The following is a 12158-nucleotide window of genomic DNA, read 5'->3' as shown; positions in this document are numbered from 1 at the left end:
ATTCAGGCTTTTCAAAGCGGCCGAAACTTTAAATTTCGGTAATGATCGTCACCCGCCGAAGGCAAGCGAAAGGCCCGCTATCGCCGTCAGCGCGCCGGCGGTACGGCTTGCGGCCGAGCCGAAACGGGCAATGCGCAGGCCAAGCACGATGCCTGCGAGATGCAGGATCGCGGTTGCTATCATAAAACCGATGCCGAATTGCAGGGCGCCGGCGCTGCCGAGTTCACCGCCATGGGCATGGCCGTGGAAAAGGGCAAAAGCGCCGACCACGGCCGCTGCGGCTGCCGTCGGCAGCTTTGCCGCAATCGTGACCAGCAGGCCGAGGCCGATGACGGAGGCCAGGATAGCCGGTTCGACAAACGGAAGGCCGATGCCATAAACGGCCATCAGGAAACCAATGGCCATGGTGCCGACGAAGGCGGCAGGCACGATCCACAGCGCCTTGCGGTCATTCTGCGCCATGGCGATCTGCGATGCCCAGAGACCGACGGCAACCATTGCCAGAATATGATCCGCACCGAAGAAGGGGTGGGAGACGCCAGCCATGAAGGAGCCGTGTTCTTCCGGGTTCAAATGGGCGAAAGCGGGCAGGGCGGTGGCGCCGAGCGCTGCGGCAGCAAGGCTTAGTCTTTTCAGCATGATTCCCTCTTTTGATTATCGCCGCCAGCAAGGGGATCTTGGGGTTCCCGCAATCGGCGGCACTGCAATTAGGACCTGACGATACCGCGAACCCGGAGAGGCTGTCCATGCGTCATCTGCCGGGGGCGATGTTTATTGTTGGGGCGCAAACCTTGCCTTTTTTGCTCATTGCCTTACGTAACAAGTCGCACTATGTCCGAAGGGCATGCATGAATTACGCTGGAGAGCCGCTGATGAACGAAGACGAAGACGACAAGAGCAAGGAACTGCCGATCGGCAAGGAAACGGAAGCGAATCTTTTCAAGTCGCGTTCGATCTTCATCTATGGTGGCATCACGCAGGAACTGGCGCAGAAGGTCTGCACGCAGCTCGTGGCACTTGCCGCCGCCAGCGACGACGACATTCGCGTTTACGTCAATTCGCCGGGCGGCCATGTCGAATCGGGTGATTCGATCCATGACATGATCAAGTTCATCAAGCCGAAGGTTTATATCATCGGTACGGGCTGGGTCGCTTCCGCTGGCGCGCTGATCTATGTTTCGGTGCCGAAGGAACGTCGCCTTTGCCTGCCGAACACCCGCTTCCTGCTGCACCAGCCCTCCGGCGGCACGCGCGGCATGGCATCCGACATCGAAATCCAGGCCCGCGAAATCATCAAGATGAACCAGCGCCTGATCAAGATCTTCGCCAAGGCCACCGGCCAGAGCGAAGAAAAGATCGCCAAGGACATCGATCGCGATTACTGGCTCGGCGCTGAAGAAGCCAAGGGCTACGGCCTCGTCGGCAAGATCGTCGAGAGCCAGTCGGAAGTTTAAGGTTTTGATTTTTAGTTGAGAGAGCCCGTGCCGGTGGAAACCGGCACGGGCTTTTTTCATTCAGTCCGGATGATACGTGCCGCTCCCGGTCATGTGCATTGAATGTTCGGCCGGCATCACTTCATCGTGTTGCAGGCCTTCATCATGTCGGCTTTTTTCATCTTGTTCATTTCCATGTCAGCCTTGTGCATGCAGTCCTTTTTGGATGCCATGGACATGTCGCTTTTTTTCATCGTCTGCGTCTTCATGGTGTCGTTGTGCATTTTCGTCATATCGGTTTTCATGCCGTCGGCATGGGCGATGCCTGCGAAAGAAAGAACAGACAGCATGGAAGCGGTGGCGATGGCGGTGAAAATGCGGGTCATGAAAGATCTCCTCTGGACGTCATTAAATGTCCGCCGGCGTTGCACCGGGGCTCACGATTGTCCATTCGGTGGGGGCCCGTGTGTCGTTACACGCTCACGCGTTTGTGACATCATATTCGGGCGAGATTCTTTTCACGCCATTATGTAACAATATCCCGCCGATTGCGAATAACCCGATAGTGACGATGACAGGCAGCCTTTCGGAAGAGACATTAAAAATGCTGATGCTGCGTTCCCTCGATGGGGACGAGGGCGCTTACAGGCATTTGCTCCATGCCCTACGCAGGCTGCTGACAGCCTATTTCGACCGGCGCATGAGGGCCGCTTCACGGGGGGATGTGGAAGATCTCGTTCAGGAAACCCTGTTGTCGCTTCACGCCAAACGCGAGACCTATGATCGAGCAAGGCCGTTTACCGCCTGGTTCTTTTCGATAGCGCGCTACAAACTCATCGATCACTACAGGGGCAGGGGTGCGCGCCAGCTTTCGGAAGTGGAACTTGATGAGACGCTGGAAGCGGGATCGTCCGTCGATCAGGTCACGGCACGTATGGATGTGGAACGGTTGCTCGACGAGTTGCCGCAGCGGCAACGCGACCTCATTCGCAGGGTAAAACTCGAGGGTCAGTCAATCGCCGAAGCGGCCCAAAAATCCGGCCAGACCGAGCTTGCGGCGAGGGTCGGCATTCACAGGACGCTTAAAATGCTGGCGGCAAAGTTGCGAGGCGAAACGTGAGGAAGACGGAAGACATCATTGAACAACTGGCAAGCGGCCTCAAGCCCGTGCCTGCCTTGTCACTGGAGCGCCGGCTGGCGCTGGCCGTCCTGCCCGGCCTTGGCGTTTCGCTGTTGCTGATGCTTGCAATTCTCGGGCCGCGGGTCGACATGCACAACGCCTTGACCGAGCTGGGTTTCTGGATCAAGTCCGCCTATAACGCCCTGCTGGCCCTGACTGCGTTTTTCGCGGTCGGCCGCCTTACCCGCCCCGAGGGGAACAGCGGCTGCCTTTTCGTTTGGCTTGCGGTGATTTTCGTTGTGATGGCGGCGATAGCGCTCGTACAGCTGGGGTTTGCCTTTCCGGACAATTACAGGACGCTTGTTCTGGGGTCGTCCGCGCTGCATTGCCCGTTTTTGATCGTCGCTTTCGCGCTTCCGGTATTCCTAGCGAATTTTTCAGTTCTCAAACGCTCAGCCCCGGCTGATCCAGCCCTGGCAGGTTTTGTGGCAGGCATTGCGGCGGGTGCGGCCGGATCCTGGGTTTATTCCTGGTTCTGCACCGAAAACGGCATGGCTTTCGTGCTGATCTGGTATTCGCTTGGCATTTTCATCACCGGCCTGATCGGCGCTTTTGCCGGTTCGCGTTTTCTGCGCTGGTAAAAGGCGTACCTGTTCAGCCTGCGGGCATCTTGCCAGCGGTTGGGTTTTTTGATCTTCAAGGGAAACAGAAGATCCGGGAACCGCCATGTTGATGAAAGATTTTTCCGTACAGAGCCTGTTCATGGGGTGCCTGACCGCCTTTGTCGGCTTTGCCAGTTCTTTCGCCGTGGTGTTGCAGGGCCTGAAGGCCGTGGGTGCGACGGATTTCGAGGCGGCGTCTGGGCTGATGGCGCTTTCGGTGGCGATGGGGGTTTGCGCGATAGCGCTTTCAGTCGCGACGCGAATGCCTGTAAGCATCGCATGGTCGACACCTGGTGCAGCCTTGCTGGCGACCACAGGCGTGATCGAGGGCGGTTTTCCGGCCGCCGTGGGCGGGTTCATCATCTGCGCCATATTGATCATCATTGCCGGCCTGTTCCGGCCGCTCGGAAAGGCGGTGGCCTCCATTCCAGCGCCACTTGCCAACGCCATGCTCTCCGGGGTCATCATCGGCCTGTGTTTTGCGCCGATCAAGGCGATCGGCTTTAACCCGGCGCTCGGATTGCCGATCATTCTTGCCTGGATCGTGGTGGGAGCCTTTAAACGACTTTTCGCCGTGCCTGCGGCACTTGCCGCTTTCGTGCTGGTGATGATCTTCGGTGTCGATATTCCGGCGGGGGCGCTTGACCGTGTGGCGCAATCGCTGACGCCTCCGATGGAGTGGGTGACGCCCATCTTTAGCCTGCACGCCGTCATTTCCATCGCGCTGCCGCTCTTCATAGTCACCATGGCGTCGCAGAATATTCCCGGTATCGCAGTGCTGAAGGTCAATCACTACGATCCGCAGCCCGGACCGCTTTTCGCGGCGACCGGCTTCTTCTCACTGCTTTCCGCACCCTTCGGCGGCCATGCGGTCAATCTTGCCGCGATTACGGCGGCGATGTGCGCTGGCGAGGACGCCCATCCCGATCCGAAACGGCGCTATTGGGCGGCGATCATCGGCGGTGTGGGCTACATCGTCTTCGGCCTGCTGGCGGGCGCGGTCACGGCTTTCGTGGCACTGGCGCCGCCTATCCTCATTCAGGCGGTGGCGGGGCTTGCACTGGTGGGCGCCTTTTCCGGCTCTGCCGTTGCGGCTTTCAAGGATCCGGAAACACGCGAGGCTGCGGCGATCACCTTCCTCATCACCGCCTCCGGCCTTTCCTTTGCCGGTGTCTCCGGTGCCTTCTGGGGGCTGATCGGTGGCGGGTTGATGATGGCTTTGACTGGTTTCGTAAAAGGATTGAAGAGACAATAGCCCTTGCATCCAAATATTTCGCCGATTATAAGCTTGCCCATGAGCAACAGCATCGCAACCATTTCCGGCATGAGCGCGCAGATTTCTGCGATTGCCTCTCCGTGCGGTGCACTCTCGCTTCTTAGCCTCGACCTTACACGCGGTTGCCGGGTCCAGTGAGGAGCGCCCGGCGGCCGAAAGCCCGCTGGCGCAAACGCTCCTCATCTCGAAATCTCATTTTATACTGGATTTAGGCCCTTGAGGGCCGCGCATCCGCCGATGGCTCGAGAAGCCCGCGGAATGCGCAAGGAGGAAGCGAAATGGACGGAAAGATCACCAATATTTCCAAAGGCATGTCGGACGCGAACGTCAAGTATCGCCCTTACCCGACCATCAATATTCCTGACCGCACGTGGCCGGGCAAGACCATCACCAAGGCACCGATCTGGTGTTCGGTGGACCTGCGTGACGGCAACCAGTCGCTGGTCAACCCCATGGGCCACGACCGCAAGGCCCGCATGTTCAAGCTGCTGCTCGAAATGGGCTTCAAGGAAATCGAGATCGGTTTCCCTTCCGCTTCGCAGACGGACTTCGATTTTGCCCGCTGGTGCGTGGAGCAGGGCAATGTGCCTGAGGATGTTTCCCTGCAGGTGCTGGTGCAGTGCCGTCCGGAACTGATCACCCGCACCTTCGAAGCGCTGGAAGGCGCCAACAAGCCGATCATCCACTTCTACAACTCCACCTCGGAATTGCAGCGCCGCGTGGTTTTCGGCAAGGATGTACACGGCATCAAGCAGATTGCCGTCGATGCCGCCAAGATGATCACCGACATGGCGGCCAAGGCCGGCGGCGGTTTCCGCTTCGAATATTCTCCGGAAAGCTTTACCGGCACCGAGCTGGAAGTGGCGCTGGAAATCTGCAACGCGGTGGTCGAGGTGGTGAAGCCGACGGCGGATAACAAGCTGATCCTGAACCTGCCTTCCACAGTCGAAATGGCGACACCGAACATCTATGCCGACCAGATCGAATGGATGTGCCGCAATATCGACAATCGCGAAAACGTCATCATTTCGCTGCATCCGCACAACGACCGCGGCACTGGCATCGCTGCGACGGAGCTGGCTCTGATGGCCGGTGCGGACCGCGTCGAGGGCACGCTGTTCGGCAATGGCGAGCGCACCGGCAATGTCGACGTCGTGACGCTGGCGCTGAACATGTATACGCAGGGCGTCGATCCTGAGCTGGATTGCCGCGATATTGAGCGCATCAAGGCGGTCTACGAATATTCGAACGAGATGACGATCCCCGAGCGCCACCCTTATGTCGGTGAACTGGTCTATACGGCGTTTTCCGGCTCGCATCAGGATGCGATCAACAAGGGTATGAAGGCGATCAAGGTTGCCAATCACCCGGTATGGGAAGTGCCCTATCTGCCGATCGATCCGAAGGATGTCGGCCGCTCCTACGAAGCGATCATCCGCATCAATTCGCAGTCCGGCAAGGGCGGAATCGCCTATATTCTCCAGCAGGATTACGGCATCAACCTGCCGCGCAACCTGCAGGTGGAGTTCCGCGAAGACATCCAGCGCATCACCGATGAAGAAGGCGTGGAACTGCCGGCCAAGCGCATCTACGAGCGCTTCATGGAGCGTTACGTGACGCAGCCGAATGCGCGCATCAAGTTCGTCGATCACCACACCTATCCGGCGGGCGATTTCAAGGGCGTGCGCATTGTCGCCGCCGAAATCACCGATAACGGTGAGGTGAAGCGTATCGAGGGCAAGGGCACCGGTCCTATCGACGGCTTCATCAATGCGCTGTCGGTCTATCTCGGCATCGATCTGTCGGTGAATGATTATTCCGAGCATTCGCTGCAACATGGGTCCAATGCTTCCGCCATTGCCTATGTTGAGATGGAGCATCCGGGCGGAAAATTGTTCGGCGCCGGGGTGAATACGAATATTGTTGGCGCTTCGCTGGAGGCGATTGTTTCGGCGGCCAATCGGGTGCTGGAAGAGCGAGCTAGGTAAGTGGGGGCTTGAGGGTGGGTTTACCCCCTTCTGCACTGCCGGGCATCTCCCCCTCAAGGGGGAGATCGACCTGAGGTACGGTCTCGCCCATCTCAACGTTCAGAATGAATTGACGAAAGAGCGTCTTGCGGATCTCCCCCCTTGTGGGGGAGATGCCCGGCAGGGCAGAGGGGGGTGAGCCACAGACTCTAACCTCAACACTCCGGAGTTTATCGCCCCAGCCGCGAGAACCCCAACGGCCTACCATTCTCATAAAATACCCTGATATCTTCAAGCCCGATACCCGTTCCGGTATCGTTGAGGCTGTGGCGTTCGCAGGCGACGTTCCAGGTGCCGGGGCCACCGGAAATATGGAAGAGATTATAGGCCGCGCGCGGTTTTTCGCCGCCCGGTCCCTGGCTGGCGGAGGCGATGCCGGCGACCGGGATGTGCTCTTGCCCGTGGTGAGTGTTCAGCCAGTATACGGTGTTCAAATGGGTGTGGCCATGCAGCACGAGCTCGGCGCCGCCGACGCCAAGCGCTGCCGCGAAACGGCGAATGCCGAACATGCGCTTGTGCGCAGCCGCCGCACCGCGGATCGGTGGGTGATGGATCATCACCACGCGGAACAGCCCCTGTTCACCGGCTTTTTTTAAGAGTTCCGCGGTTGCGCGTGCTTGACGGTTGCCGAAATAGCCGGTGGCCGAGAAGGGCGGCGTTGCAATCGAGGTGGAGCAGCCGATCAGTGCGACGGGACCGCGCACGCGCATGTAGGGGAAAATCTTGCGGTCATCGTCCCATTCCGCCGGGTCGCCATCGCCCCGCACATAAGGATACCAGGCGCGCATGGCCTTGTCGTGCGCGCCGGAAACATAGGCGTCATGATTGCCGGGAACGACCGAGATCTTTTCAGGGTCGCCGACTTCTTCCAGCCAGTCGGCGGCGGCGCGAATTTCAATGCCTGTCGCAAGATTGACGAGATCGCCGGTAATAGCCAGATGATCCGGCGATTTGGCTTCGAGATCATCGAGCAGCTTTTCCAGCGTGTCGGTGAAAAGGTGCTTGCGGCGGTTGCGGTGCCAGTTGACGAAACCGGTGATACGCTTGGATGCAAGTTCCCGGAAAGTGAGTTTTGGCAATGGCCCGAGATGGACGTCTGAAATATGCGCAAGTTTGAACATGGCGGCAGAGATAACCTATGATATGCGGCACGTCCAATAAAAGCCTGCCGGCAAGGAGAAACCAGGGTGAATGACGAGAGAACCGAGCGGCAGGCCCGTCCGTTCCACACGCGTATCCTTATCCGCCTGCTTCATTTCGTTTTTCTGTTCACACGCGGTGCGACCCTCGGTGTGCGTGCGCTCTGCTTCGATGATGCGGGTCGGATTTTTCTGGTGCGGCATACCTATCTGCCCGGCTGGTATCTGCCCGGCGGCGGGGTGGAACGCGGCGAAACGCTGCTGATGGCGCTCAACAAGGAAATCCGCGAGGAAGGCAATCTCGAGGCTGCGTCGACCCCCGAGCTTGTCCATGTCTATCTCAATCTGGAAGGCAGCAACCGCGATCATGTGGCGCTCTACCGGCTTCAGGTCACCCAGACCACGCCAAAAAAACCGGATCATGAAATCACCGAAAGCGGTTTTTTCGATCTCTCGGACCTGCCGGAAAATGTGACGCCGGCCACCCGCCGCCGCCTTGCCGAACTTTCCGGCAAAGCGGCGATTGCCGACTACTGGTAGCGGCGGCGTCTCTGCCGTCAGGCAAGCGTCTCACGGCCATGGGCCATGGTAAGGTCCAGTTCCGGGCCAACGGGCACGATACCTGTCGGGTTGATGGTGAGGTGGCTGCGGTAATAATGTTCCTTGATGTGGCGGATATCGACTGTGTCCGGCACGCCTGGTGTCTGGTAGAGGTCGCGGAGGTAACCCGTGAGATGCGGGTAATCGTGAATGCGGCGGATGTTGCACTTGAAGTGGCCGACATAAACAGGGTCGAATCGCACCAGCGTGGTGAAGAGACGCCAGTCTGCTTCCGTCTGTTCTGCACCGAACAGGAAACGGCGGTCCCTCAGCCGGTCTTCCAGCATATCAAGCGTTTCAAACACCTTCACGGCATTTTGCTGATAAGCATCCTGGGTGGTGGCGAAACCGGCCTTGTAGACGCCGTTGTTGACGGTGTCGTAGATAACGTCGTTCAGCGCATCGATGTCGGCGCGCAGTGCTTCGGGATAATAATCCGCCGCCGATCCGGTGAGGTCGTTGAAGGCCACGTTGAACATGCGGATGATTTCGGCCGATTCATTGGAGACGATGGTGCCGCGTTCTTTGTCCCACAGTACCGGCACGGTCACCCGTCCCGAATAGTTGGCATCCGCTTTGGTATAGACCTGCCACAGCGTGGAGAAGCCGAAGAGGTGGTCCTCGGTTGCACCCGGAGTGCGTTCGCCTTCCGGTCTGAACTCCCAGCCGTTTTCCAGCATCAGCGGATCGACGACGGAGACGGAAATCAGGTCTTCCAGCTTTTTCAGTTTACGGAAAATCAGGGTGCGATGCGCCCAGGGACAGGCGAGCGACACATAGAGGTGGTAGCGATCCTTCTCGGCCTTGAAGCCACCTTCGCCGGAAGGCCCGGGCGCGCCATCCACCGTTACCCAGTTGCGAAATTGCGAGGCGCTGCGCTTGAAGTGCCCCTTGGTTTCCTTGGTGTCGTACCAGACGTCTTTCCATACGCCTTCCACCAGCATGCCCATGATGATCTCCTTGATTGTTTCCTTGACCGCAATCCTAACCGTTTAGCGCGGTGCCGCGAACCCGTGGCGCATTGAACAATGCGTTTCCGGTCTCGCATGGGCTGAATGGGATAGTGCCGAGATTTGTTCTGGACGGGTGGGAATTTTCCTGATAATTGCGATTTTCACAAATCTGAGGAAATCGTAGATTATGATCGAAACACGGATGCTCCGACGACGCTGACGCTCCTGAACGCCTTTACCGGCGCAGCCGTCATCTATTGTCGCATCCGCATTTTGGAAGTTTCGGTCTCTTCATGTCCAAGCACGATCTTGTCTACCTCACCGAGGACGCGTCGCACGACGCCATCATCGAAATCATCAACGAAGAAGCATTCGGCCCCGGTCGGCACACCCGTGCCGCCGCGCGTATTCGCGAGCAGGGTCCGCATGACCGGTCGCTGTCCTTCGTCTGCGCCGATGATGGCGAGACGATCGCTTCGGTGCGCATGACGCCGGTTCTGGCCGGTGGGGTGAAAGGCCATATGCTCGGCCCGCTTGCCGTGCGGCCTTCGCACAAGAACATGGGCATCGGTCGTGAACTCGTCCGGATTGCCATCGCTGCCGCCCGGCGGAAGGGTTCGGAGGCCGTCATTCTGATCGGCGATCCGCCCTATTACATGCCGCTCGGTTTCGAAAAGGTCGCCTACGCCGCGCTTGATTTTCCAGGCCCGGTGGATCCGAACCGGGTGCTGGTCGTGCCTGTTGGTGACGACGTGCACCAGCGGCTGAAGGGCAAGATCGGCTGGCGCAAATGCGATGCCGCCATGCCTGCAGCCCAGGCGGAAGACGACGGCTTCGAAGAGCCTCTTCGGGTTTACGGCTGACGGATTTCTTTACGTCGGATTTCCCGCCCTTCACCAGTGCGCACTTTTTCCCTCATCAAATACGACTGACTTGATGAGGGACGGGGCGTTGAGTCGCCCATATACTGGCCGGTTATTTCGCTAAAGATGACGTGATGGTGTTCTGCCTTGAAACCATGCATCGTACTTCGCAAAATTCAATTCCGTTTCTTTCCCCTATGCGATAGCACTCGATAGTCGATTTCGGCACGGGGGCGAGCATATGACGGCAATTACAATGAACGATGCGCTGGAACGCGCAGGTGCGGGCGCCTATCAGCGGAGGTTGATGGGTATTTTCGGCCTCGTCTGGGCAGCGGATGCCATGCAGGTGCTGGCGGTCGGCTTCACCGCCGCCTCGATTGCCCTAACGTTTGGCCTGACTGTTCCGCAGGCCCTTCAAACTGGAACGGCCTTCTTCTTTGGCATGCTTTTAGGTGCTGCCGGTTTCGGGCGTCTGGCGGACCGTTACGGTCGCCGCCGTGTGTTGATCGTCACCGTGGCCTGCGATGCCGTGTTCGGTGTGCTTTCCGTCTTTGCTCCGAACTTTGCCATTCTTCTTGTCCTGCGTTTTTTGACGGGTGCGGCTGTCGGCGGCACCCTGCCGGTGGATTATGCGATGATGGCGGAATTCCTGCCTGCAAAGAACCGGGGCCGCTGGCTGGTCATGCTGGAAGGCTTCTGGGCCATCGGAACCTTGATCGTGGCGCTTGCAGCGTGGGGCGCCAGCCTTGCCGGTGTTGCCGATGCCTGGCGTTATATTTTCGCGGTTACGGCTTTCCCAGCCGTTGTGGGTCTGGGTTTACGGTTCATGGTGCCCGAATCGCCGCTTTACCTCGTGCGAAGAGGCCGATCGGACGAAGCCAAGGTCATCGTCAACCGCATGCTGGTGGTAAACGGCCGCGCGCCACTCGATGCAGGGACAGGGTTTTTTCAGCCGGAGGTTTCAAAAGGGCAGGGGATATTTTCGCCGGCGCTCAGACAGCGCAGCATCATGATCCTTGCCATCTGGTTCCTTGTCTCCGTTTCCTATTATGGCGTCTTCACATGGATGCCGGCAAAACTGGCGGGAGACGGTTTCGGCTTCGTGCGCGGTTATGGTTTCCTCGTACTGGTGGCACTGGCGCAGATCCCCGGTTATGCGCTTGCCGCCTATGGCGTTGAAAAATGGGGCCGCAAGCCGACGCTGATCGGTTTCTGCCTGCTGTCTGCCCTCGGTTGCCTGCTCTTCACGCTCGCTACAGGCGGCGCAATGATCGCCACGTCGCTTCTGATCATGAGCTTTGCGCTGCTCGGCACCTGGGGTGCGCTTTATGCCTTCACGCCCGAATTGTACCCGACGGAATCGCGTGCGACCGGCATGGGGGCTGCGGGCGCCATGGCAAGGCTGGGCGGCCTTCTGGCGCCGTCGTTGCTGGGTTATGCCATCGCGCAGGGCTTCGGTTTCGCCATCGGCATTTTCGCCGGGCTGCTGGTGCTGGCTGCGATTGCCGCAACGATGATCAACGCGGAAACGCGGCGGGTGGCGCTCTCCTGACACTGCTGCGCCAACCGCTTTCTCTCGAACGGATTAGAAACGCTTTTCAAGCCATGTGATCGCCTGGCCGCTGGAGAGCGGGGCAAGCGAGCCGATCTTGGTGAAACCGCAGCGCTCATAAAGCCTCAGCGCATCCGGGTTCATCGTGTCGATATAAGCGCCCATGCAGCCGCGCTTTTTCGCTTCCTCTTCCGCCATGCCGAGAAGCTTCGCGCCTGTGCCCTGACCGCGTAAGGCCTCGGGGATGAAGAGAAGCTGCACATAAAGCCAGCCGCGGCCGGTATAGCCGACAAGACCGCCGGTGACGGTGTTCTCATCGTCGCGGATGGTGATGATGAGTTCGCGTTTGTCGCTTTCGCCAAAACGGGCGAGATTATAGGCCACCAGGGGATCGCGGATGGCCTTTTCAGCTTCTGCATCCGCGATGTCGCTCAAAACGAAATTCATGATTATCTTTCCCAGGTCGCCGAGCGGCGGCCGTTTCTCGTTTCCACTGCGAGACGTGAAAGCGCCTGAGCTTCCACCGGAAA

General features: G+C 58.9%; 13 protein-coding genes. 8 read left to right on the top strand and 5 right to left on the bottom strand.

Going from position 1 to position 12158, the window contains the following annotated elements; all coding sequences use genetic code 11:
• Positions 1–48: 48 nt before the first annotated feature.
• The gene (locus ACZ5A6_RS09710; RefSeq protein ID WP_003513569.1) at positions 49–639 is read right to left on the bottom strand and encodes a HupE/UreJ family protein; all 591 of its coding nucleotides are present in this window, start codon (positions 637–639) and stop codon (positions 49–51) included.
• 233 nt (positions 640–872) lie between these two features.
• On the opposite strand from ACZ5A6_RS09710, the gene ACZ5A6_RS09705 reads away from it, so the two are divergent.
• The gene (locus tag ACZ5A6_RS09705; RefSeq protein ID WP_003513567.1) at positions 873–1454 is read left to right on the top strand and encodes an ATP-dependent Clp protease proteolytic subunit; all 582 of its coding nucleotides are present in this window, start codon (positions 873–875) and stop codon (positions 1452–1454) included.
• 116 nt (positions 1455–1570) lie between these two features.
• Here the strand turns inward: ACZ5A6_RS09705 and ACZ5A6_RS09700 are convergent, their stop codons facing one another.
• Positions 1571–1819 carry a pentapeptide MXKDX repeat protein gene (locus ACZ5A6_RS09700; protein WP_025594191.1) on the bottom strand — a complete coding sequence of 83 codons (249 nt, stop codon included), beginning with the start codon at positions 1817–1819 and terminating at the stop codon, positions 1571–1573.
• A gap of 218 nt (positions 1820–2037) precedes the next feature.
• On the opposite strand from ACZ5A6_RS09700, the gene ACZ5A6_RS09695 reads away from it, so the two are divergent.
• The 4 genes from ACZ5A6_RS09695 (at position 2038) to leuA (ending at position 6479) form a co-directional block, all read left to right on the top strand.
• Complete coding sequence (locus ACZ5A6_RS09695) at positions 2038–2553, top strand: sigma-70 family RNA polymerase sigma factor (protein ID WP_003513560.1); 516 nt, start codon at positions 2038–2040, stop codon at positions 2551–2553.
• Positions 2550–3194, top strand: a complete 645-nt coding sequence (locus ACZ5A6_RS09690; protein WP_174061030.1) for an NrsF family protein — start codon at positions 2550–2552, stop codon at positions 3192–3194. Before ACZ5A6_RS09695 ends, ACZ5A6_RS09690 begins: the two co-directional genes overlap by 4 nt.
• 88 nt (positions 3195–3282) lie before the next feature.
• A complete protein-coding gene (locus ACZ5A6_RS09685; RefSeq protein ID WP_174061143.1) occupies positions 3283–4470 on the top strand; it encodes a benzoate/H(+) symporter BenE family transporter in 1188 nt (395 codons plus the stop codon).
• Between the two features lie 299 nt (positions 4471–4769).
• Positions 4770–6479: a 2-isopropylmalate synthase gene (gene leuA / locus ACZ5A6_RS09680; protein WP_003513556.1), complete on the top strand. Its 1710-nt coding sequence runs from the start codon at positions 4770–4772 to the stop codon at positions 6477–6479.
• A 209-nt stretch (positions 6480–6688) separates the two neighbouring features.
• On the opposite strand, the gene ACZ5A6_RS09675 is transcribed toward leuA, so the two are convergent.
• Complete coding sequence (locus ACZ5A6_RS09675) at positions 6689–7639, bottom strand: metallophosphoesterase family protein (protein ID WP_174061031.1); 951 nt, start codon at positions 7637–7639, stop codon at positions 6689–6691.
• A gap of 66 nt (positions 7640–7705) precedes the next feature.
• On the opposite strand from ACZ5A6_RS09675, the gene ACZ5A6_RS09670 reads away from it, so the two are divergent.
• A complete protein-coding gene (locus ACZ5A6_RS09670; protein WP_003513554.1) occupies positions 7706–8197 on the top strand; it encodes an NUDIX domain-containing protein in 492 nt (163 codons plus the stop codon).
• Between the two features lie 17 nt (positions 8198–8214).
• Here the strand turns inward: ACZ5A6_RS09670 and ACZ5A6_RS09665 are convergent, their stop codons facing one another.
• On the bottom strand, positions 8215–9207 hold the full coding sequence (locus tag ACZ5A6_RS09665; RefSeq protein ID WP_174061032.1) for a glutathione S-transferase family protein: 993 nt from the start codon (positions 9205–9207) through the stop codon (positions 8215–8217).
• Between the two features lie 296 nt (positions 9208–9503).
• On the opposite strand from ACZ5A6_RS09665, the gene ACZ5A6_RS09660 reads away from it, so the two are divergent.
• Together ACZ5A6_RS09660 and ACZ5A6_RS09655 are read left to right on the top strand one after the other, a co-directional pair.
• Positions 9504–10073 carry a GNAT family N-acetyltransferase gene (locus ACZ5A6_RS09660; protein WP_112290404.1) on the top strand — a complete coding sequence of 190 codons (570 nt, stop codon included), beginning with the start codon at positions 9504–9506 and terminating at the stop codon, positions 10071–10073.
• A gap of 241 nt (positions 10074–10314) precedes the next feature.
• Positions 10315–11628 (top strand): MFS transporter, encoded by a 1314-nt coding sequence (locus ACZ5A6_RS09655; protein WP_174061033.1) that lies wholly within the window; start codon positions 10315–10317, stop codon positions 11626–11628.
• 33 nt (positions 11629–11661) lie between these two features.
• Here ACZ5A6_RS09655 and ACZ5A6_RS09650 read toward each other — a convergent pair whose 3' ends face one another.
• Positions 11662–12075 carry a GNAT family N-acetyltransferase gene (locus tag ACZ5A6_RS09650; protein WP_111796053.1) on the bottom strand — a complete coding sequence of 138 codons (414 nt, stop codon included), beginning with the start codon at positions 12073–12075 and terminating at the stop codon, positions 11662–11664.
• Positions 12076–12158: the final 83 nt, after the last annotated feature.

This window comes from Agrobacterium sp. 6Ca8, assembly GCF_055382765.1.
The sequence above is the reverse complement of the archived record's forward strand: the minus strand, read 5'-3'. Positions and strand labels throughout refer to the sequence as shown.

What these genes read in the sequence shown, in the direction of transcription:
- ACZ5A6_RS09710 (WP_003513569.1), bottom strand. Translation starts at nt 639, where the DNA reads ATGCTGAAAAGACTAAGCCTTGCTGCCGCAGCGCTCGGCGCCACCGCC.
- ACZ5A6_RS09705 (WP_003513567.1), top strand. Translation starts at nt 873, where the DNA reads ATGAACGAAGACGAAGACGACAAGAGCAAGGAACTGCCGATCGGCAAG.
- ACZ5A6_RS09700 (WP_025594191.1), bottom strand. Translation starts at nt 1,819, where the DNA reads ATGACCCGCATTTTCACCGCCATCGCCACCGCTTCCATGCTGTCTGTT.
- ACZ5A6_RS09695 (WP_003513560.1), top strand. Translation starts at nt 2,038, where the DNA reads ATGCTGATGCTGCGTTCCCTCGATGGGGACGAGGGCGCTTACAGGCAT.
- leuA (WP_003513556.1), top strand. Translation starts at nt 4,770, where the DNA reads ATGGACGGAAAGATCACCAATATTTCCAAAGGCATGTCGGACGCGAAC.
- ACZ5A6_RS09675 (WP_174061031.1), bottom strand. Translation starts at nt 7,639, where the DNA reads ATGTTCAAACTTGCGCATATTTCAGACGTCCATCTCGGGCCATTGCCA.
- ACZ5A6_RS09665 (WP_174061032.1), bottom strand. Translation starts at nt 9,207, where the DNA reads ATGGGCATGCTGGTGGAAGGCGTATGGAAAGACGTCTGGTACGACACC.
- ACZ5A6_RS09660 (WP_112290404.1), top strand. Translation starts at nt 9,504, where the DNA reads ATGTCCAAGCACGATCTTGTCTACCTCACCGAGGACGCGTCGCACGAC.
- ACZ5A6_RS09655 (WP_174061033.1), top strand. Translation starts at nt 10,315, where the DNA reads ATGACGGCAATTACAATGAACGATGCGCTGGAACGCGCAGGTGCGGGC.
- ACZ5A6_RS09650 (WP_111796053.1), bottom strand. Translation starts at nt 12,075, where the DNA reads ATGAATTTCGTTTTGAGCGACATCGCGGATGCAGAAGCTGAAAAGGCC.